We start from the raw sequence: 20755 nt of genomic DNA, 5'->3' as shown, positions 1-20755 counted from the left end.
TTGTGACATGAGCGTTTCAATTAGGAGAAAAGCAATCGTTATTTTCTAATAGGAAATGACGGTTGCTTGTTTTCGCTGCGCGAGTCAGGAGCAAAGTGAAAGGACTGGAAGAAGTATGATCAAATTAGATACGAATCATTTAACGAAATTAGAAGAAGAAGTTCACGGCAAATTATCGGATGTCGTTGCTACAAACGATAAGTTGAAAATCATCGATGCCGCTGAGCTATGTGAAGTCTCCCCCTCAAAAGTGTCGAAGCTCGTACGTAAATTAGGCTTCGATAACTTTAAGCAATATAAGCTTTACTTTAGCGGGCAGCAAATCAACCTTGAAAAACAAAAAAAATCAAACGAAATTGAGCGCTTAATGCAGTTCCTAGAAAACTTCGATCCTGCCCTTATTGATGATTTTGTTTCTGTATTTCAAAAGTATAAGAAGGTGATCATCTACGGTCTTGGTCCATCTTTTATTAGTGCAGAGTACTTTGCGTACAAGCTGACAGTTGTCACCAATAAAAATATTACCGTAGCGCAAAGTGAAGACTTTGCGAGCCGACTGGCAGATGAAGATACTCTACTGATCGTTCTTTCCGTTACAGGGAAATTCTCATCGTTTGAAAATTTATTTACAGAAACAAAGCAAAACGGTGCAGATATCATGCTGATTCTAGAAGAGTATGTGAACACGTTAAACTCGATGGCGGATTATATTTTCTATTTATCGAAGTTTAATCAGGATAACAGCCTGCTTCCTTTTGAAAAAACGAGAACGGTGTTTTTTATTTTTATTGAAGAAGTGATTGCGAGGATTAGTGGGGGAGGCGAAAGGTGAACACGGTATTAGAAAAGCGTCTTACTTCATAGGGGAATGAGGTGAGACGCTTTTTGTGTACAAGTTAAGCAGAAGGAGTATCTTCATAAGTAATCGTTAGACTCTGAACCTTTAGATCATCTGCCTGTCTGTCTAAAGATTTGACAGCCTGTTCAGACTGTTTTTCTAAAGCTGTTAGCAGAGTGCGGTTTGTCATTGTATAACGCTCGGTTTCCTCTACCATTGCTTTAACAATTTTGCCTTGCTGATCTTCGCTAATGATAATATTCCGCACCAAATTTAGAAACTGTTCGTCGATATGATGAATGTCGTCAATGGCATCCTGAAGCTGTTTTTGCTTATGTAATAGACTTGTGGATTCAAGAATTCGTTCTCTTACTGTTAATGAATGTAGTTCTTTCAAGAAAAACCCTCCTTAGGCAACTCATTAAATGAGTGAAAAAAGCGTAGAAACTCGGTCATCTTCGTGAAACAAATCTTCAATAGCTTTTCGATACTTTTCGATATAGTCATACCCCTTAGTTACTTGTTTACGAAGAGCAGACAGCTCATAGTCGAAATCAACACCTTGAAGAGGAGGAATAGATTCGTGAACAGAGATATGACGAATGGTTTTACTTAATCGACTGAAATAGATGTGCTTTCGAAGATACATGCTATAATGAGCTGGATTTTGCTCAATATCATTTACTTTCGTAAAAACTTGATGCTTTTGTTTTAAGTATTCTTCCTCGATCTCTCTATTCACAGCGAGCTCAAACCTTCGGATTGCCTCTTCTTTTTCCTGAATAACCGTTTTTCCATCCCGATACATGCGGAGAGACGCGGATATATTCACCAAAATGGTCTCACCATTCTGACTTGTGGAGTAAACCATATCTGTACCCTGATAGGATTTATTACCAGACCTAATGGCCTCAAGCATTTCAGCTATGCTATGACTGGATACGATCGTATCCATAAGTTTCTTGTATTCTTCTTTATTTAAAGTCTCAAGCTGCGAGAGAATCTGCGTGTAATTATGATAAAGTCTGGAAGCCAAAATTGCATCTCCAGCGATAGGCGGTGGTTGGGGAATCACTGAATCGAAGCGAATCTGATCCATTTTCCAAATAATATCCTCAATGTCTTGTAAATCTTTCTTTACTTTCTCAAAGACATGCACAAGCTCGGTTTTTTGGTCAGTTGTAATATAGTTGGCTTCTACTAACTTTCCGAAAATGGTGTCGGCGTTTTGAGTAATGACCTGAACATTATCGAGAAGGTCAGGAACTTTTTCGTTCATGCTTTCGACCATATCACTAAATTTTGATTGGTCGAGCAGATATGTGCCAGAAATATTTGCGATTGGGTTGCCGTTTAATAGTTCAGGATCGAAACCTACCAAATCCTTAATCACTTGATCATTTCCATCTTTTTTAGAGGCAACCGTATAATTAATGGCAAGCTGCTGAAAGTCTTCAATAACATGGTCAGGAATTTCATCAACCAATTCACGAATGCCTTTATAAGTTGGGTTTGTATCGATCATGTCTACTTCCCCAAGAGTAACAAATCCTCTTACACCACTTGCCCCATATAACGGATCATCATAGGAGATGGTTTGATGAACCCTTTTTGCTTTTTGGCTGTAGTAATCTTTGGTGAAGGCTTCGAGGGCTTTGGGGTCTATAGTGTAGATAGCATTTCGGTTATCAGGCGAAATGGAAAATGTTTTTGCAAGTTCTCTTTGGAAATTAGTATCAGCCTCAAATAACTGATAGTAATTAGTTTGTGCACCATTTACACTATAGACTTCATCAAATGTGTTGTATAAAAGTAGAGCAGTTGTATTATTGTTATGTGCTAGTGAATGAGAAAGTCCGATTATCGGGACAGTATTGTCTTTCTCTGAAATTTGAAATTCATTTTTTACATCTTTAACAAATTCATTTGTCATCTGCGCTTGTGAATAATCTTTACCAGCAAACATAGCTTTAATGTTATAAGTCCAATCGTCATTTCCTTGGGAGCCCTGTGAAATAACATATATTTCATTGATATCATTTTCTTTTGATTTAAAATGAATTGCTGTACCGTCATAACCTGAAGTATCTCCTTCAAGTCTGACAGACTCCGATGAGTGGAAGATATCTATGTTAGCAGGAAGAACTTCCCCGAATTCTTCAAGATAAATTTGTTGTACTTCTTGAATGAACTCTTTATCGGAAAGATTGCTATACTCCAATTCTGTTATTCTTAGACGAAACTCGCGAGAATTTGATAGTTGAATCGTCATAAGTTTACTCACTTTCCGTAATGAATTTAATGGATTCTAGCCAATGATAGATAGTGGTTTTGTAATCTTTCTTAACTTGATTACAGTGACTGTCGGCATTACCCTTACTACACTCTGAAAGTGTTGTCACTTCAATAGCTCCATTATTTTCTGTGTTCTGAACCATGGCGACTACTCCAAAGTAACCATCTTCATCTTCATAAAAAGCTCTTTGTATAGTGCGTCCATCAAGTTTTTTTTCTTGAAATTGAAGAGGGAGGTCAAAATTTTCTTCAAGCGTTTGCAAGCTAGACTCCATAAATTCAGCTTTCATAAATTGATAGTATTTAATATTGATTCTGGTACTGACATTATTATCTTTTAGACCAATACTATATTTTTCAGTACCGTCTTGTACATAATATCCTCTTTCATCTATAACGCCCTCTTGAGGAAAATTCATACTATAAGCACCAGTTTCAGAAAGAAAAGGATAAAATCCTTCTTCTGTTTCGTTAATTGATTGAATGAACCCCTTAGTAAATTCATCTTCAAATGCTTTTACATTCGGCAGTTTCTCTGTATCTACTTTCTCTGGATCCGTTGTTTGATTTTCTTCACTCATTTGACAGCCTCCTAAAAATATAGATAAAACCATGAGTAGACTAATAATTAATCTCATTGTGATCCTCCAGCTTCATATGGTTGTTATAGGGCTCTTATTAAAAGATACAATAGATATCCTTTTCTTGGAATGTAACTGAGAGATTTTTTTGTTTGGTCAGCGAAGTAGAGACATTAGTACTAGTTGTGCTATGTTTGATTTATTGTCGTTTTGATGAATGGATTTTTTCTGTTAAGTGTTTTTTCTCCTATTGCTTTCTGTACAATCAGGAGTATTTGCTTAGACTAATGAGAGAACTCTTAGAGTAGAGAGGTTAGTTGGTTTGGCGATAACCTCCCCATTATTATAGTGAGATGCCTGTTAACGTTCGCGGTGTTTTGATTTGTGGTTAATTGGATGTTTCGTGTGTTTCTTGATTAATAAAATGAATGCTTTCAATCCAGTTAGTGAAGGAATTTTTTTTACTTTTTATCACTTCTTCACAATTTGATAGGTCCACTTTACATTCTGAAGTGTAAGTTACCTCAACAGCCCCGTATCTTTTAGTATTTTGGACTAGGGCCACGTATCCATAATAACCCTTATCAGTCTCGAAGTAAGCTGTACTTATTGTACGATCATCCAATTCCCTTGTTTCAAAATTAAGTGGGGATTTTGAATTTTTTATTAGCGTTTCAATTCTTGATTCTCTCAATTCTTTCTTCATAAATTCAAGGTATTTTATAGATATTTCAGAATCAGTATTTTTACCTTCTACACCAACAAGGAAACTTTCAGAGCCTTTTTGTATGGAATATCCCATCTCACCTATTACTCCTCCGGAAGGGAAGTCCATTGTGTAGTGGTTGGTATTTGATCGAAAAAGATAGTATCCCTCCCTTGTCTCTTTAATGGATTGTAAGAAACCTCTCGTAAACTCATCTTTAAAAGCTCTTACTTTAGGTAGTTCTTTAGGATCAACTTTTTCAGGATCAGTTGTTTTGATCTCATTACTTATTTGACAACCTGTTATAAGAAAAGAGAGAAGAATGATTAGAGTAATTGGTTGTTTCATTGATACCTCCAAGTTAAAGGTTATATGTCTCTTCTATTAAAAGATACAATAGATTTACTTTTATTGGAATGAATAGTGCTAATCCTACTTTTATTTTATTTATACGAGAGGAGTAATTAGTGAAAAACTTTCTTTTTCTCTTCAGGATTCTTAGTCTGTTATTCATAAGTGAGTGTGCCAATAAAGAAAGCAGCACCATAAAAGATAGAGTAGAAGAAAAATACTTTCTCTCTGTTCAAGAATATACAGGGGAAGGTTATACGCTTGCGAAAGGTGAAAGAAACGGTGAGATTGCGGAAGAACATAGCGAAGAGGTTGATCGGGCAGTAAAGCAGTATTTTAAGAGAAACTATCAAACCAAAGTAAAGGTACATAGCATCGTGGGAGCAGTAGACGGTGCAATTGTTTTTGTCGAATCGGTGGGCAAACCACATTTCTACTCCTATGCAATTATCTCTGTCGATCAGCAATCAGAGACAGTAGATTCTACTGGGGTTTGGTCGCAAGAAGGTCAGGTTGGAGCTGCTATTAGTAGTGGATTATACACGTGGATCTATGAAGATGAATTTCAGAAACTTGATCAGTATTTAGATGGAAAAGTGAAAGAGTATCCTGTAGTAGGTATCTCTGAAGAAGCTAACCAAAATGGTGTGGGTAATTATCATACAACCCCTTATTATAAAGTAGTCATTTACGGTGGTGTTGTGCAAGAAAAACTTTTGAACGAGTATCTTGAAAATTCGGATCTCCCAAAAGATGAATGGGTCAATATGTTAGAAGGGGAATCAATCAATCCGGCTATGGTTAGTGTTCTTATTCAACTGTATATGGAGGAACCTGGTGTTGAACCAAACAAGGAAATATTCGATCAAATCGTGAGTGATTTATCCGATATGGACGGACTACCGATTGGAAAGTATAGTTTTTTACTGCATGATAATACAGTTGATAAAACGAATGGACAGAATAATAAGGAAAACACCCTGGAAAGAAAAGCTCCGAATTATATAATAAAGAGGTAAAGGTGTTTTTATTGATCAATTGTATATTTTAACAAATATCTTAAAAGCGGCTAGTTTATGAGTTTGTCATAAAGCGAGCCGCTTATTTTATCTCTCAAATAATTTACTCAAAACAACATCATTTAGAGTTATCTGGTTCATTTTTTAACTTGTTCTTCCACGCTTCAAACCCATCCCGCTCAACCGATAATTTCTCCATAATCGTTTGCCAGGCATCGACCTGTTCGGGCTTTAGTTCTTGAAAAATGGAAGTGAGGTGGTGTTTTTGTGTGTTGCTCAGCTTTTCCTCTAAATGTTTGCCTTTATCCGTTAGAAACAGCTGTTTAACACGGCGGTCGTGTTCCGCTTCTGATGTTGTGACAAGTTCTTTTTCGATTAAAGTTTTCATTGGTCGATGAAGCGCCTGTTTGCTTACTTCTAACAGTGATAATAATTCATTCACACTAAGTCCAGGAAAACGTGCGATGAAAAAAAGAATGCGGTGGTGAACGCGTTGGATGCCGTACTCTTCAATCATAATATCTGGTTCTTCTGTGAACGTTTTGTAGGCGAAGTAAAACATGGCTAGCACTTCGTTCATTTGTTCGTTCGTTTTTTCCTCCATCACTACCCCCTGAAGCATTGAACATATCGCATTAGTTGTAGTTCTTAGTATACCACTGCGCTCATTTCGTCACCAATAAAGAGTCAACAAGTTTGACCTATATCATTCTGTTTGATACCCTTTTATTGAGTCAACATAGTTGACGTTATTAAAGGAGTGTTCAATGATGCAACAAACATATACTGTAGGAAATTATTTATTAGATCGTTTATCTGAATTAGGGATTCGCCATATGTTTGGTGTACCCGGAGATTATAATCTTGCGTTTCTTGATACGATTCTTGAGGATGGAAAAATGGAGTGGGTCGGAAATGCTAATGAGCTGAATGCAGCTTATGCTGCGGATGGATATGCAAGAATGAATGGTGCGGGTGCACTTGTCACAACATTTGGCGTTGGAGAACTCAGTGCAGTGAACGGAATTGCTGGCGCATATGCTGAACGCATGCCGGTGGTGAAAATAACAGGCACACCAACAACGGCTGTGATGAATAATGGATCGCTTGTTCACCATACACTTGGTGACGGGAAGTTCGATCGCTTTGCGAGAATGTATGAAGAAGTAACGGTGGCGCAAACGACGTTAACGGAAGAGAATGCGGCACAGGAAATTGACCGCGTCCTGCAAACATGCTGGATGGAAAAGCGTCCGGTACATATTAATCTTCCAATTGATGTGTACAATAAGCCGGTTAACAGACCAGCTTCACCATTGAGTTTATCGTTTGGAGGAAATGCTGAAGTACTGGATGAAATGGTTCGTGAGATTACGAGAGAAGCAAATGAAGCGACTCAGCCAGTTATTTTAGCTGATTATGAAGTGGACCGTTTCGGAGCACGTGAAGCATTGATTCGTTTTGCAGAAAAAACAGGTTACCCTGTTGCGACATTAAGCATGGGAAAAGGAGTCTTCCCAGAATCTCATCCTCAATTCATTGGGGTTTATAACGGTGAACTGAGCTCTCCGGAGGTACAAAAACGAGTAGACGAAGCCGATGTTATTTTCCAGATTGGTGTAAAGCTAAGTGACTCGATTACGGGTGGCTTCTCTCATCAATTTACGGAAGAACAGGTTGTCGAGATCAATCCGTATGGCGTGAAGCGGAAGGAAGCAACATACGCTCCAATTTCGATGGTTCAGGCGATGGATGAACTAGCTACTCGTCTGGATCGATATGAGGTAGAAGCGGAGCCAACGCGATTTGCAGAGGATGAGGTTTCTTCAAGTTCAAATGAAATCACGCAGAAGTGGTTTTATGAGCGAATGGCTCAATTCTTGAAGAAAAACGATGTCCTTCTAGCTGAGCAAGGAACGTCTTTCTTCGGTGCAGCGACGATGCCTTTACCTGAAGGAGCGCGTTTTATCGGTCAACCGCTCTGGGGTTCAATTGGTTACACATTGCCCGCTTTACTTGGCTCTCAGCTCGCAGATACTGATCGACGAAATCTTTTGTTTATCGGGGATGGCTCATTCCAGCTAACAGCACAGGAACTATCGACGATCATGCGTCATCGTTTAAAGCCAATCATTTTCCTTATTAATAATGATGGTTATACGGTTGAACGCGCGATTCATGGACCTGAGCAAGTTTATAACGATATTGCGACTTGGGATTATCAAAAACTTCCGCATGCGTTTGGATCGGAGGAGCACTTCACGACGTTTAAAGCAGAGACGGAGGAAGAGCTTGATCAGGTGCTCGCTAGTGCTAATGCAGAAGATGAGAAGCTTTGCTTTATCGAAGTTGTCATGCATCGTGACGATACGCCTGAGCTTCTTTCAAAGTTAACGAAGAAGTTTGCGGCGCAGAATAATTAATGGAATGAAAAACGTAAGGAATGAATGATAGGAGAGTTCGAATCATTGTTATTGATGATTCGGGCTCTTTTTTTCATATTTTAGTAGCTCATCTAACTGACACAGATTGACACTAGGTCACCCTTATTCCTCTTTCATATTTCTTATGCTTCGACAGAACCTCTCATGGTTTCAGGTTTCTAGTGCCTATATAATAGAGTGGTGTTTATGACACTATTTGGGAAAAATGGGGGATGGTTGAATGAGGAAAGTGGTATTTTATCTAGTTGCTAGTCTTCTAGTATTAAGCGGATTAACGTTGCAGGGAAAAGGTTATGCAGCAAGTGATAGTCATAATGAGTGGAAGAATGAAATTAAGAAGCTGGAACAGGACAAAGGAACTACTTTTTCGAAAGAAGATTTAGAGAAAATTGAATCACAGGTAAAAGACAAGCTAACGAGTGATCCTAACAAGGTGAAAACACTAACGGATTATTGGGAGAATGAACCGAATGATACGTTGGATCGAGCGAATCTATTAAATCTCGATGATACGGTGTATGGCACGTTTGGATGGGATGATATTGACGTCTATCAAATTGAAGTAAAAAATCCGATAGAATTGGTTGTTTCAGGCGCTTCACAGCGTGGGATTGACCTCGTTTTTCTTCTTGTCGATGGAAATGGGGACGGGTTGACTCCAGATGCTTATGAGATTTACGACGGCGTTCAAGTTCAACTATATGTGATTCCAGAAGGAACTTATTATATAGAAGCTCTTGATTTAAATGGCGGTGGTTCAGATAGCATGTATGCTTTATCTGCCATGAATATGGAGTATATTGATCGCATCTCAGGCGACGATCGATATGAAACAGCGATCGAGATTGCTAGAGCAGGGTGGCCAAATGGAGCAGATAATGTGGTTCTTGCTACCGGTTCTACTTTTCCAGATGCACTAGCAGGGGCTCCTCTAGCATTCCAAATGGATGCACCGATCCTTCTAACTCCAAAAGCCAAGCTTGATAAGCGCGTAAGGAATTTAATGAAAGAGTTCGGCGTGAAAAAGGTTACGATACTTGGTGGACCGAATGCTATATCGTCAGCAGTAGAAAATGAATTAAAAAAAGATATGAAGTTAACCGTTAATCGAATTCAAGGAGAGAATCGTTACGAAACGGCAGCGGCGATCGCAGATACGCTTCTACCAAATCGAACGGCAGTCGTAGTCGATGGTGGGAACTTCCCTGATGCTCTTTCCATGGCTCCATATGCAGCTATGTACGGTCACCCAATCTTTCTAACGGATACAAATGAATTATCAAAAGCAACAAAGGATGCGATGGCAAGTTATACGAAAACGTACGTGATTGGCGGCCCGAATGCGATTAGTGAGAAAGTGAAAAAACAACTTCCATCGCCAACAAGGATACAAGGAAATGATCGTTATGAAACATCAATAGCTGTTACGAAGAAGCTGAAGCTACCAACATACGGCGTCTTTGTAGCGACGGGTGAAGGATTTGCTGATGCTTTAACTGGGTCTGTATTAGCAGCTAAGTTTGGTGCACCTACGATTCTAACTAAGAAAAATCAACTACCAGAGTCTACTTATAAATTCTTCAAAGAAGAGCAAACGACTGATTATATTATTTTAGGTGGAACAAGTGCTGTTGGACCTGGTGTAGAGGATGATATTCTTTCGTTGGATTGATGGTTGAATGGTGCCTGTGAATGGTGCCTGTCACCGCCCGAAGTATGAAAGGTTATGTCGAAATATAAGATGATTCATGAATCACTCCTTCTCAAAATACATTATCAGTAAAGCCTGATGCGTAATGGGAGGAGATTCAATGGCGATCCACACAGTAATAATGGGGGATAATCTATGGCGTATTTCAATGACCTATGGTGTCCCAATCTCCACTTTAAAGACGGTGAACGGCCTTGTTTCTGATCGGCTTGTCCCTGGATTAAATTTGTATATCCCCGATCAAGAGTTACCTGAGCGATATTATCAAATTAAAGAGGGAGATACGTTTTGGAACCTTTCTCAAAAATATAAAACATCCGTGCAAGCAATCGTTGCGGCTAATCCTACGATTAATCCGACAACGATTCCAATCGGAGCAAGAATTCGCATTCCTACTATGCAGAAATATCCTATGGAAACCCTCGTCTTCTTTGATGCAATAGAAGGCTCACCTTACTTAGAGACATTGAATGAATTAGCAGATTCTATAACCTATTTAGCTATCTTCACTTACTCATTCACGGCTGAAGGCGAGCTTATTACTATCGATGATGATCTAATCTTGCGGCAAGCGAAACAGTTGAACATTAAGCCATTACTTGTCATCAGTAATTATGACGTGCAAATGTTTAGTGCGGAGTTAGCTGCTACGGTTCTTCAAAATAAGGAAAGAAGAGCAACGCTCGTTCGAAATCTCGTTACGAAAGTAAAAGAAAAAGGCTATGCAGGGGTTAGTATTGATTTCGAATTCGTTCCACCTGAGAGAAGGAATGATTTTACCTCCTTTTTAAAAGAGTTAAAGAAAGGGCTTGGTAATCTAACACTCCAGCTCAATGCGCATGCCAAAAGCAGCGACATACCTACAAACCGTTTAGTCGGTTTTCTTGACTACAGGGCGGTTGGTGAGGTTGTGGACATAGTTTCCATTATGACGATTGACTACGGATACGCGATTGGTCCAGCTGACCCAATCTCACCTGTGTGGTGGATCGAACAGGTATTAACTTACGCCACTGGGGAGATCGATGCTCGTAAAGTGATGATGGCGATGAGCCTGTATGGATATGATTGGACTGTGCCGATTAAGTCTAAACCAGCTCAAATGATTTCTGCGCAAATAGCCCAGAATCGAGCAGTCAATGCGTGGATTCCCATTCAATACAACCAAACCGCACAGGCGCCAAACTACCGCTACACCTTTGCAAATACGTCGCACTCAGTTTGGTATGAAGATATCCAGAGCGTCACAGCCAAATACAAACAAATGCAAGTTTATGGTTTGCTTGGTACGACTTACTGGAGGCTTCGCTTTTCGTTTCCGCAGAACTGGGCGTATGTGAAGAAGAATATGCTTGTGCGTAAATAAGAGAGCTATTCAAAATTGTATCATTCGTTCTTTGAAGAGCTGATCATTTGGTTGAAAGAATGTAAGTACTTGAAAACGATATATGAACTTTTGAACCACAGAAATCTGCGAACTTTCTGCGGTTCTTTTTTGTGTTGATATCTTTAACTAGATAAGATTTGAATTTAATTCTGGTCGTAAACTGCTAAAGATGGTATATTTTTGAACCGATAACGAAAAGTAAGTCGTCTATCATACAGGTGAATCCAGGGGGGAGCTAGTTGGGGGAGAAAAAAACAGACAATGAGTTTGAGAGAAATGAAATCGTTAGGGAGTTGATTGATGACTTTGCCGAGCAGATTAAGCGGCTGGCTTATACATACGTGAAAAATTGGGCGGTAGCGGATGATATTACGCAAGAAGTATTTATTTCTTGTTTTAAAAACATAGAACATTTCAGGGGAGAAAGCAGCTATAAAACCTGGTTGTTTAAAATCACGGTCAATCGATGTAAAGATTATTTGAAGAGTAAGTGGTTCAGGTCGATGGTTCCTTTTCGTGGGGATGAAAAGGTGGAGGTGGCGGCTAGTCTTGACGACGGTCTTATTCAAAAAAGTGAGGAACAAGAGATTTCTCTGAAGGTACTAGATCTCCCGGTAAAATATCGAGAAGTGATCATTTTATTTTACTATGAGGATTTAAGTATTCAAGAAATTTTTAACCTCACCGGTATCAAGGTGGAGACAATCAAAACAAGGTTAAGACGTGCGAAATTACAACTTCGTGATATGTATGAAGGGGTTGAGTAAATGCATGAAAAGCTAACAAACCTTCGAAGGAAAATGAACAGAACGGTATTGAAAAAGGGAGAGTTAAGCGGAACTGATAAGGAACGGATTTATCATGCAGTCATTCATTCAAAGAAGCCGAGGCGAAAGATTAGAAGGTTCGTGCCTGCTTTTTCTTTAGTTGGTTGTTTGATACTTTTACTTATTTTCGGTTCTTACGGATTTACTACTTATATTGGAACGGAACAAAGTCTAGAAAAGAAAGACACAGAGCAACCTAATCTTTCTGTAGGTAATCATGAATCAGAAAATAAAGTAGTGGACGATCAGACTGAATTTGATCAAAGAATTTTTGAAAATGATCACTACCAACAAATTTATGATTACTTAAAAGAATGGGAACTACCTGAAGAAAATCGATTATCAGCGGAAGATACGGAATCTCCTTCGAGTGTGAAATATAAGAATGGATATAGTTTTTCAAAAGACACAGGTTATATTTCAAGTATTGATTGGGGAGACAGAGATCCTGAAATTGACGATCGGCCCCTTCCTACAGAAGGTCAATATATGGGAGTGGTTATGGGGTATATCAATGAACAGGCCTCTGACATGAGCAGAGAGCTTTTTCCTCCGCTCACGAATCAGTTCTACGATAAATCGAACCAATTAGTATCGTCAGTAAATCCAGACGGTGTTAAAGAGATCCATGATCGGAGTGCTTTGTTTATGAAACGCTTAGAAACTGCAATTGGATACTCTGACCAGCTGCCACCATTAAAAAAAGAGATGGAAAAATTATATGTAAAAGCTGAAGCACTGGCAGATGAATCTACTTCGGTTGAGGATGTTAGCCTGGATAGAGCAGAAGAACTCAATCAGCAGCATGCGAAGATAGTTGACAGTCTAGTGCGATTATCAGGGGTTATCGATCGAGCGAGAGAAGATAAAATAGAATAGTGATTTAATTTAAGGAGTTGCCATGAAAATGCCATCAATAAAAGTACTACTTATTTCCATAACATCCGCCATTCTTCTCACGATCGGACTTGCATACTGGTTTATATCAGATATTAATACAAATTTAGCCGAAGAAAAAGGACAGCCAGAAGCTTCCGAAGAGAAGTCCAAGGAAGAGATTGATCCAGAACGCTACATCGATGACGATGGGGATTCAACTGAGGATAACGAAATTCCAAGCGAGAATCGTTTTATGAATATCCTCCATGGTATGACGCACCAAAAAGTTTATGCCGATGATAAGTGGACGCTAGTTGAAATGACGGATGATCGTATCGAAGAAATGCTAGGCACACTCGATCAAGTAAAAAATCAGGGCACATATGAGCATTATGATTTATACTACACCGCATTAACAGAGTGGAAAAACGGGAATTTTGAAAATGCTGTAGACGTTCACAATCAAATTTGGAGTATGAATAGCGGTACGGTAGGAAGAGCAACACGGTTATTAAGCGCTGAAGAAGAGAGCGCATTTGTTGAAGAACATTATTAAAAAGTAAGATTTAGCTAATATTAGTAGAATGATAAGTTATGAAAACTATAGTAAAAGATGTGAGATAAATGATGAAACTAGAAGTTTCCGAAACAGAAAAGTCCGTTTTTCTTGATGGATTAAGGTTGTGGTACAACAAGGAAAGCGGAGCAATTCACCTGAAGGTGCCTGAAGCGAAGGAACTTCATTATGTAAAAAAAGGTTCAGATCTGTATGAGCCGTTTCTTCAACAGGTTAAGAGGGGTTCAAAAGGCGATTAAATGAATGGTGCGGCAGCTAATCAAACGTTTGTTTAGCTGCCGCCGTTTTATTTTGGTGATGAAACTTGTGGTGAAATCACTAAGTGGCTTCAAGTCATTTGCCTTTAGTGGCCTTTCTATTTATTCACATCCATTTAATTACCAGTTCGTGATAAAATAAGAACAAAAAAGAGGTGCTCTCATGAATACAAAGAGAGACAGTGGGATTAAAGTGGCCGCCTTCTTAGTGGGCTGGATGATTCTTATTTTTGGAGTAATCACTGGCATCATTGTGTGGAATGTATCTCAATCCTGGTTTGATGGTGTGAACGTTATTGGGAGTAGCTTATTCTTTGGAGTTATTCTGCTTGGACTGTCTCAGATCATGACTTACCAGGAGCAACAGCTAAGTGAAACAGAAGAACTAAAACGTATGATAAAAGATCGGCGAGAATGAAGAAGGTTAGTTCATATATGAGTGCTAAGGGGTAAAAGGAGTGAGTCGGTTCTACATAAATGGAGGTTAAGGATACGCTGAATTCACAAATTCATTATCTCTTTTCTGTTACTCTTCCCACTAAATTTTTCTTCAAAATAATAAAAAACTTGACCCTCCAGTTACTGGAGGGTTTATGATTGTTCTGTTATAAGATACTGAGGGGAGAGCAATTATGAAACAAGAAGAATTAACAGCGACCTCAAGCGGCTCAAAGAAATCCATTTATTTCTTTATTTTTATACTTGGTGCTCTTAGTGCGTTTGGTCCTTTAACAATTGATATGTATTTACCGGCACTTCCTACGTTGGCTGATGATTTGCAAACCAATGCGTCTATGGCACAGCTAAGTTTAACAGCTTGTTTAATTGGTTTAGCGTTGGGGCAAATCGTGGTTGGACCATTTAGTGATATACAGGGAAGGCGTAAGCCACTCATCATTTCACTAACTATTTATACGATCGCGTCGTTACTTTGTCTGTTTGTGACGTCGATCTGGCCATTCATTGCCCTTCGTTTACTTCAGGGACTTTCAGGTGCAGCCGGAATGGTGATTTCGAGAGCGAGTCTACGTGATAAGTTCTCAGGAACAGAGATGACAAAGTACTTTGCCCTACTTATGCTTGTGAATGGAATTGCACCAATAGCTGCGCCAGTTGCAGGCGGACAGCTTCTCCAATTTTTATCATGGCGTGGTGTTTTTGGCGTATTAACTGTGATCGGCGCCATTATGTTTTTTGCTGTTCTATTTGGATTAAAAGAAACACTGCCTGTTAGTAAGCGAAAAACAGGAGGGTTCAAAGAGGTTCTTCAGACGTACGGACTTCTTTTTAAAGATAAAATCTTTTTAGGTTATGTGCTCGTTCAAGGGTTTGTGATGAGTGCGATGTTTGCGTACATCTCAGGTTCCACATTCGTGCTTCAAGAAGTGTATGGACTTTCTGCTCAAATGTTTAGTCTAGTTTTTGCGTTGAACGGCGTTGGGCTAATCATCGCGACACAAATCACAGGAAGGCTCGCCGGAAAAGTAGGAGAGAGTCGCCTACTTGTTTACGGTTTATCGCAAGCTATGATCAGCAGTCTTTTATTGCTAATGGTGATCGCAATGGATGCACCTGTTATCTATGTTTGCATTCTTTTGTTTTTCACCGTCTCAAGTGTAGGTGTGGTGAATACATCCGTCTTTTCACTAGCACTTGAAAATCAAGCAGAGCATGCTGGAAGTGCTTCTGCATTACTTGGTTTGTTACCATTTCTTCTCGGTGCTATTGTTGCCCCAATAGTAGGATTAGGGGAAGGTGGTTTATCAATGGCTCTTGTGATTGCAACATGTGAACTGATTGCGGTAGGAGCATACGTCTTTCTTGTTAAACGGAACAAGAAAGTGTATCTTGTTGCGAAAGAAGCGAGTTGATGGAATGGGTTAAGACTGCTGGTGCCTGTCACTCCCCGTTATTTGTCGAAGGCTATTCTTGCTCTTTCGAGAATATTATTTAGTGCGGATGAAGGCATTGTAAGGATCATGTCAGCTCTATTAATCTTTTGTAAAGAATAGCCATTCCCCCTCCACAGTAGGAGTCACATCCTTATAATAGAGGTATCAAGTCAAACCACAACGGGATGTGAGCTCATGCAGAGAACGAATCAAGGTCAAAGCGAAGTCATTTTTCTAAGTGCGATTACTTGCTTGTTTCTAATTCTAATTCATGTTTTGGAAATGTTTTTCTTTGGAGAAAGACAGTCTTTAAATGAAATTAGTTCTACTACCTATCAACTCAGTCATTTTGGAATCGCGATGTTTGCGGTGATCGTTGGCTTATATCTATTTAAACAATCGCGGAAGAAAGAGAAGCGATTAGGTGCTTTTGAAGTTTCTAAGGTTACTCTTCTATTCGTTCTCTGGAGCCTTTTCTATCTTGTTCTTGCAAAAGTAGCCATGAACGTAGAGATGTTTACCGGTTGGAAAGATTCTATTCTTACTTTTGCCATGGGGGATTCATTTTATCACTTGTCTTTTATTTCAGTTATTCTACAATTTCTTTTATTTCTCCCTTTACTGAAGCTTGTTCAAACTAAGGCTGGTTGGTCGATTCTATTAGTTGTTACTGGAATGATTCATTACTATTTCGTATCTCCATTCTTAACTGAAGGTAATGCATTTCTGGCACAAGACGGTTTGCTTTTGAAATGGCTCTTCTTCTTTGTTCTTGGAGGTTACTTAGCTCGGCACTGGGATTCTGTACAGAACTTTCTAGAGAAATTCAATCGATTCGGACTTATACCATTGATTGGATTAATTGTTTTCGAGGTTACCTACTATTTGATGTATGGCTCTATCTATCAGGCAGAATGGTTTCTTATGATAACGGTGCCTGTGATAGCGGTATCCTTGTTGGGGATTTATCAGTCAGTTAGAAAAGTGGTGCTGTTGGATATTTTCTTGCACTCCATTGGGGAAAACACAATAGGACTCTACTTTATCTTCCCATTCATTATTTTCGCGTATTCAAGTATTTTGCCAGATGCGGTATGGCAGAAAGAATATTTTGTACTTGTCTTCACCTTAGTGCTTGGAACCTCGGTTTTCATTAGTAAGCTAGTAAGGTTAATTGTCATCAACATCGAGGGGATAAAAGGCCCTGTTGTTAAAACAAAAATGCTGAATCAACAGGAACTTGGAATTAATTAAACGTTTGATTAATACATTCGAATGAACGTAAAGCACCCATCATATTTAAGTGATGGGTTTTTTTGTGTATCATTACCTCTGTTAGAATTAGTGTGATAAGAATCGGATCTCAATCTCCGAGAATAAACGCATGCATGACTAATTGACTAGTTTTTAGTCAGATATGCTTGAAAACGAATCTATAAATGGTAATATTAACGTTATGTGCTGGTTATCATTGGTTTTCAATGGGTATAAATGGAATGTGAAAACGACTAACCAATCATTCGACTTTACATCTCTTTTAAGGGAGTAGAGTTTTTTACCGTTATTTCAATCAAACGATCTTTTGTTTTGAAAATAGAAAACGAGGTCTTTTTTTAATTTATTTTTTGTAAAGAAATTGTAAATTCCGTTCAGGCTATTGTTATGGATAAAGATTTATGATGCGTCTAGTTGAGTGTAAAAATAAATAGCTGTTTTGCCTAATTAAAAGGAAAATTAAAGGTACAAAGGAAGAGGTATATGCTTGTTAAACGTCATCAAGTTGAAAAAAGAACTATTGCACTAAACGATGTGCGATGGGATGGAGAGATGTTAAGTTTCCAGATAAAAAATGAAGAAATTCATGATTTAGAATCTCTCAATCTATGTCTTATAAATCGTAAAAATGAAGAATATATTTGGCCGGATTTTAAACAAGAAAGAGTAGGTTCTTTTATTAATTTCAGCTTATTTAAAGAGAATTTCAGTGGGTTAAGCTCAGGAAAATGGGATTTCTTTATAATAAATGGTCGAAGTAAAAGTATGGATAGAAAGAGGATTGGTGTCTATCAAGCTCCGATAGCTTCTAGAGCACAAAGGTATTTGAAACCGATTGTTGAAATGGAGGAGAACTCTTGGATTCCTTATCTTACGGATCGGAATGAACTTTCCTTGCATATAGGGAGTATAAGTGAGTTAGAAAAAGTTAGTCTTGAAGTTGTTCATTTCCAAAGTCAGGTCATCTCCATGAAAGAAGAAGACAACCGTCTCATTCTACATATCAATCAGTACTTTCCTTCTTCACCAGTAATGGTTCACACGAATGATTTAACTTCCCGAAAGATCCCTTCATCTTATCATCCAGAAGATAAATCTGTAACAATGCATAATGAAAACACGAATGACTTTGTAAATGGAGAAGGTGAGCTTCAACTTCATTTTAAGCGTGGAAATATTCTTGAAGTTTATTCGTTAACTTTTGAGAATAGTCTAGTGACCCCAATCGAGCAACCTTCATCAACAAAAATAGTGAAAGGACAGCTTCATGCTCAGAACCTACGTGTTACGCGCGATAGCATCTTATTTGATGTTTCTACGAATTGCATCGAATATGCGAATGAAATTCAATTTTATTTGAAGAAACGTAAAAGAGATGAAATCGTGAATTTGGAGGTCTCCCGTCATTCACATGGTTCGGTGGAAGAAATCGGTGTATCTATAAGCCAATTCAGTGGATTATTTACTAATACAAGCCGCTGGGATCTTTTTGTTGAAATTCGGTACGCTAACCTAGTTGAGGTAAGAAGAGTCGGGAAGTATAATAACCCTCTCAATCACCTTGAGCGGCATGTCGGCCATCTTCCTATAACGGAGGATCTTTATCTTTCGCCTTATTTAACAAACGATCATGAATTTTCATTTTATGTTAGTACTGAGGAGCAATATTTAAAAAGTAAGTATCCGGGTAACGTTTCTCTTCATCGTTTGAACCTTAAACAAAACGGTGAACTGCAGATGACGGCTACGATTTCAATGAAAAGAATTGAAAGCTTCGAAGTAGACCAGCTCGTCTTAAGGCTACGTAGTGATAAGAGTAAACGAGTAAGTGTACCGTATCATAAAGTGGTGGAAACGTCCGGTAATAAACAAAAAGTAAGTTTCCGCATTCCATTAAATGAAGTTGAATTTGAGCAGTTTTATTGGGACTTTTTCATTTCGGTAAAAGTAAATAATCATGAGACGAGATTAATTAGAGTAGTTAGTGATAATTTCCTTATTCATAAGCAATTGAAACATCGGATGGGGAAATTCACTTTAAATCAATCGAATGGTTACATGATCTATCCCTATATCACGATTAATGGTGGGGTTAGTATCACTTATCGCTATAAAGGCGAATATGAGAGCTTAAAGTATAAAGTGAATGAGTACATCGCGTACTATTTGTATATCCTTTTCTACTGGAATGCGTTTTGGAAACCTACCTGGTTAATTCATGAGAAATATTCAGAAACAGCGCAAGATAATGCCTATTACTTCTTTAAACATTGCTTTGAAGAACATAAAGATAAGAAGGTTTACTATGTTATTAAAAAAGGGTCTGAAGATGAACGCAATTTAATTCCTTATAAGGAACGAGTCGTTTATTTCATGAGCATTAAACACCTTTTCTTAATCCTATCTTCCAAAGTGATTGTTTCATCTGAAGCGAAGGGACACGGTTATGCCTGGAGGGTGGCTCGTGGACCGATTCGTGATTATGTGAATAGTAAGCGCTACGTCTTTCTACAGCACGGTGTGTTGGGACTGAAGAAGGTAGAAAATACGTTTAAGGTTGGTTCAGCGAATTCAGCTGATTTATTCGTTGTGTCCTCCGATTTTGAAAAGCAAATCGTCATGGACCACTTTGGATATAAAGCGAAGAACATTATTGTGACGGGCTTATCAAGATGGGATGTAGTAGAAGACCGTTCCCAAGAGCCAACCGATAGCGGGAAAAAAGAGGTCTTTCTTATGCCGACCTGGCGGAATTGGCTTGATGAAGTAGAAGAAGGCGAATTTGTGCTATCCGATTACTATAAAGCTTATAATGCTCTCCTAAACTCTAATGAGCTACATGAAACGCTAAGGAATAATAATTTACTTCTCAATTTCTATGTTCATCCTAAATTTATGCCCTATGTCTCTCATTTTACTAGTGAAAATGAGTATGTAAGAGTTATTCAATTCGGTGAGGAAAAGATTAATGATCTCCTGATGCGCTCCAGTATGTTAATTACGGATTATTCCAGCGTGGCCTGGGAGATGTACTATCAGAAGAAGCCAGTGTTATTTTTCCATTTCGATTTGAGTAAGTATAATGAATTGCAGGGAAGTTATATGGATCTCAACAAAGAATTATTTGGTGATGTCGCATACTCTTCCGCAGAGTTAGTTTCGAAATTCGAGGAGTATGCAAGCACGAATTTCGCTGAAAAACCTGAAATTAGCAGCAAGCGATTTGAGTACTTTAACTATATTGATGATGGTAACAGCTCGAGGATCTTTTCTGAAATTAAGAAAAAAGAGAAAGAAGTAACAAGAAGAAAAACGCTCAAAGAAGTGTTGAAGAGCAGCGATGCTGTCTCCACAATGTGGCGAAGGTATAAAAAATACCCGATTGTTAATCAAGTAGGTGGCAAACTTCTCGCAACGTTAAGGTCACATTAACTTTGAGAGTCCAATGGTTAGGTTACATTGGGCTCTTTTTTTGTGGATTTGTTTAGAATGAATTTTAGATCCGAGGAGAAGGGGGTCAAAGTATCATAAATGCACTTCAATTAATTTAATAAAATAAATTTTCTGAAATCTATTGAAGTTTCCATATTTATTCTCTATAATAAGCATCAGTTGCAGGAAATAGATAAATCGTTCACTAAATGTAATCCATTACATTTTGCTTGAATTCTCACTATCAGCCATTTATAGTTTAAAATAAAGATACTATTTTAAAC

The 20755-nt window shown here is 38.4% G+C and carries 18 protein-coding genes; 13 read left to right on the top strand and 5 right to left on the bottom strand.

Features of this window, described 5'->3' with window-relative positions; genetic code table 11:
- The first annotated feature begins 115 nt into the window (after positions 1 to 115).
- Positions 116 to 832, top strand: coding sequence for a MurR/RpiR family transcriptional regulator (locus ABVF21_RS05980; RefSeq protein ID WP_371017716.1), 717 nt, complete (start codon positions 116 to 118; stop codon positions 830 to 832).
- 64 nt (positions 833 to 896) lie between these two features.
- On the opposite strand, the gene ABVF21_RS05975 is transcribed toward ABVF21_RS05980, so the two are convergent.
- The 4 genes from ABVF21_RS05975 to ABVF21_RS05960 form a co-directional block, all read right to left on the bottom strand.
- The gene (locus ABVF21_RS05975; protein ID WP_371017715.1) at positions 897 to 1235 is read right to left on the bottom strand and encodes a hypothetical protein; all 339 of its coding nucleotides are present in this window, start codon (positions 1233 to 1235) and stop codon (positions 897 to 899) included.
- Between the two features lie 24 nt (positions 1236 to 1259).
- Positions 1260 to 3110: a DUF6792 domain-containing protein gene (locus tag ABVF21_RS05970; protein WP_194218543.1), complete on the bottom strand. Its 1851-nt coding sequence runs from the start codon at positions 3108 to 3110 to the stop codon at positions 1260 to 1262.
- A 4-nt stretch (positions 3111 to 3114) separates the two neighbouring features.
- Complete coding sequence (locus ABVF21_RS05965; RefSeq protein WP_194218544.1) at positions 3115 to 3714, bottom strand: hypothetical protein; 600 nt, start codon at positions 3712 to 3714, stop codon at positions 3115 to 3117.
- Positions 3715 to 4102: 388 nt separating this feature from the next.
- Positions 4103 to 4768, bottom strand: a complete 666-nt coding sequence (locus tag ABVF21_RS05960; RefSeq protein WP_303535052.1) for a hypothetical protein — start codon at positions 4766 to 4768, stop codon at positions 4103 to 4105.
- Between the two features lie 119 nt (positions 4769 to 4887).
- Between ABVF21_RS05960 and ABVF21_RS05955 the strand changes: the two genes are divergently transcribed.
- The gene (locus ABVF21_RS05955; RefSeq protein ID WP_371017714.1) at positions 4888 to 5790 is read left to right on the top strand and encodes a DUF1672 family protein; all 903 of its coding nucleotides are present in this window, start codon (positions 4888 to 4890) and stop codon (positions 5788 to 5790) included.
- A 118-nt stretch (positions 5791 to 5908) separates the two neighbouring features.
- Here the strand turns inward: ABVF21_RS05955 and ABVF21_RS05950 are convergent, their stop codons facing one another.
- Positions 5909 to 6394, bottom strand: a complete 486-nt coding sequence (locus ABVF21_RS05950) for a MarR family winged helix-turn-helix transcriptional regulator (RefSeq protein ID WP_371017713.1) — start codon at positions 6392 to 6394, stop codon at positions 5909 to 5911.
- 166 nt (positions 6395 to 6560) lie between these two features.
- On the opposite strand from ABVF21_RS05950, the gene ABVF21_RS05945 reads away from it, so the two are divergent.
- The 11 genes from ABVF21_RS05945 (at position 6561) to ABVF21_RS05895 (ending at position 20471) form a co-directional block, all read left to right on the top strand.
- Positions 6561 to 8213, top strand: a complete 1653-nt coding sequence (locus ABVF21_RS05945) for an alpha-keto acid decarboxylase family protein (RefSeq protein WP_371017712.1) — start codon at positions 6561 to 6563, stop codon at positions 8211 to 8213.
- A 241-nt stretch (positions 8214 to 8454) separates the two neighbouring features.
- Positions 8455 to 9906 (top strand): cell wall-binding repeat-containing protein, encoded by a 1452-nt coding sequence (locus ABVF21_RS05940; protein ID WP_371017711.1) that lies wholly within the window; start codon positions 8455 to 8457, stop codon positions 9904 to 9906.
- Between the two features lie 139 nt (positions 9907 to 10045).
- Complete coding sequence (locus ABVF21_RS05935) at positions 10046 to 11311, top strand: LysM peptidoglycan-binding domain-containing protein (RefSeq protein ID WP_371017710.1); 1266 nt, start codon at positions 10046 to 10048, stop codon at positions 11309 to 11311.
- Between the two features lie 260 nt (positions 11312 to 11571).
- The gene (locus tag ABVF21_RS05930) at positions 11572 to 12099 is read left to right on the top strand and encodes a sigma-70 family RNA polymerase sigma factor (protein WP_371017709.1); all 528 of its coding nucleotides are present in this window, start codon (positions 11572 to 11574) and stop codon (positions 12097 to 12099) included.
- Complete coding sequence (locus tag ABVF21_RS05925) at positions 12100 to 13038, top strand: hypothetical protein (RefSeq protein ID WP_371017708.1); 939 nt, start codon at positions 12100 to 12102, stop codon at positions 13036 to 13038.
- Between the two features lie 28 nt (positions 13039 to 13066).
- Positions 13067 to 13594 carry a DUF6241 domain-containing protein gene (locus ABVF21_RS05920; RefSeq protein ID WP_371017707.1) on the top strand — a complete coding sequence of 176 codons (528 nt, stop codon included), beginning with the start codon at positions 13067 to 13069 and terminating at the stop codon, positions 13592 to 13594.
- A 68-nt stretch (positions 13595 to 13662) separates the two neighbouring features.
- Positions 13663 to 13854, top strand: a complete 192-nt coding sequence (locus tag ABVF21_RS05915) for a hypothetical protein (RefSeq protein ID WP_371017706.1) — start codon at positions 13663 to 13665, stop codon at positions 13852 to 13854.
- A 181-nt stretch (positions 13855 to 14035) separates the two neighbouring features.
- Positions 14036 to 14290, top strand: a complete 255-nt coding sequence (locus ABVF21_RS05910) for a hypothetical protein (protein ID WP_303535039.1) — start codon at positions 14036 to 14038, stop codon at positions 14288 to 14290.
- A 214-nt stretch (positions 14291 to 14504) separates the two neighbouring features.
- Entirely contained in the window at positions 14505 to 15743 is a 1239-nt protein-coding gene (locus ABVF21_RS05905) for a multidrug effflux MFS transporter (protein WP_303535038.1), read from the top strand.
- Between the two features lie 216 nt (positions 15744 to 15959).
- A complete protein-coding gene (locus tag ABVF21_RS05900) occupies positions 15960 to 17018 on the top strand; it encodes an acyltransferase family protein (RefSeq protein WP_371017704.1) in 1059 nt (352 codons plus the stop codon).
- A 504-nt stretch (positions 17019 to 17522) separates the two neighbouring features.
- Positions 17523 to 20471: a CDP-glycerol glycerophosphotransferase family protein gene (locus ABVF21_RS05895; RefSeq protein WP_371017703.1), complete on the top strand. Its 2949-nt coding sequence runs from the start codon at positions 17523 to 17525 to the stop codon at positions 20469 to 20471.
- Positions 20472 to 20755 lie beyond the last annotated feature (284 nt).

The organism is Pseudalkalibacillus sp. JSM 102089, from assembly GCF_041366475.1.
Classification (GTDB): domain Bacteria; phylum Bacillota; class Bacilli; order Bacillales; family Guptibacillaceae; genus Guptibacillus; species Guptibacillus hwajinpoensis_B.
This window is presented reverse-complemented; position numbering and strand designations above follow the sequence as displayed.

Bases quoted from the DNA above. Each gene is read 5' to 3' on its own strand.
- ABVF21_RS05980 (WP_371017716.1), top strand. From the start codon at position 116: ATGATCAAATTAGATACGAATCATTTAACGAAATTAGAAGAAGAAGTT.
- ABVF21_RS05970 (WP_194218543.1), bottom strand. From the start codon at position 3,110: ATGACGATTCAACTATCAAATTCTCGCGAGTTTCGTCTAAGAATAACA.
- ABVF21_RS05965 (WP_194218544.1), bottom strand. From the start codon at position 3,714: ATGAGTGAAGAAAATCAAACAACGGATCCAGAGAAAGTAGATACAGAG.
- ABVF21_RS05960 (WP_303535052.1), bottom strand. From the start codon at position 4,768: ATGAAACAACCAATTACTCTAATCATTCTTCTCTCTTTTCTTATAACA.
- ABVF21_RS05950 (WP_371017713.1), bottom strand. From the start codon at position 6,394: ATGGAGGAAAAAACGAACGAACAAATGAACGAAGTGCTAGCCATGTTT.
- ABVF21_RS05945 (WP_371017712.1), top strand. From the start codon at position 6,561: ATGCAACAAACATATACTGTAGGAAATTATTTATTAGATCGTTTATCT.
- ABVF21_RS05940 (WP_371017711.1), top strand. From the start codon at position 8,455: ATGAGGAAAGTGGTATTTTATCTAGTTGCTAGTCTTCTAGTATTAAGC.
- ABVF21_RS05935 (WP_371017710.1), top strand. From the start codon at position 10,046: ATGGCGATCCACACAGTAATAATGGGGGATAATCTATGGCGTATTTCA.
- ABVF21_RS05925 (WP_371017708.1), top strand. From the start codon at position 12,100: ATGCATGAAAAGCTAACAAACCTTCGAAGGAAAATGAACAGAACGGTA.
- ABVF21_RS05920 (WP_371017707.1), top strand. From the start codon at position 13,067: ATGCCATCAATAAAAGTACTACTTATTTCCATAACATCCGCCATTCTT.
- ABVF21_RS05915 (WP_371017706.1), top strand. From the start codon at position 13,663: ATGATGAAACTAGAAGTTTCCGAAACAGAAAAGTCCGTTTTTCTTGAT.
- ABVF21_RS05910 (WP_303535039.1), top strand. From the start codon at position 14,036: ATGAATACAAAGAGAGACAGTGGGATTAAAGTGGCCGCCTTCTTAGTG.
- ABVF21_RS05905 (WP_303535038.1), top strand. From the start codon at position 14,505: ATGAAACAAGAAGAATTAACAGCGACCTCAAGCGGCTCAAAGAAATCC.
- ABVF21_RS05900 (WP_371017704.1), top strand. From the start codon at position 15,960: ATGCAGAGAACGAATCAAGGTCAAAGCGAAGTCATTTTTCTAAGTGCG.
- ABVF21_RS05895 (WP_371017703.1), top strand. From the start codon at position 17,523: ATGCTTGTTAAACGTCATCAAGTTGAAAAAAGAACTATTGCACTAAAC.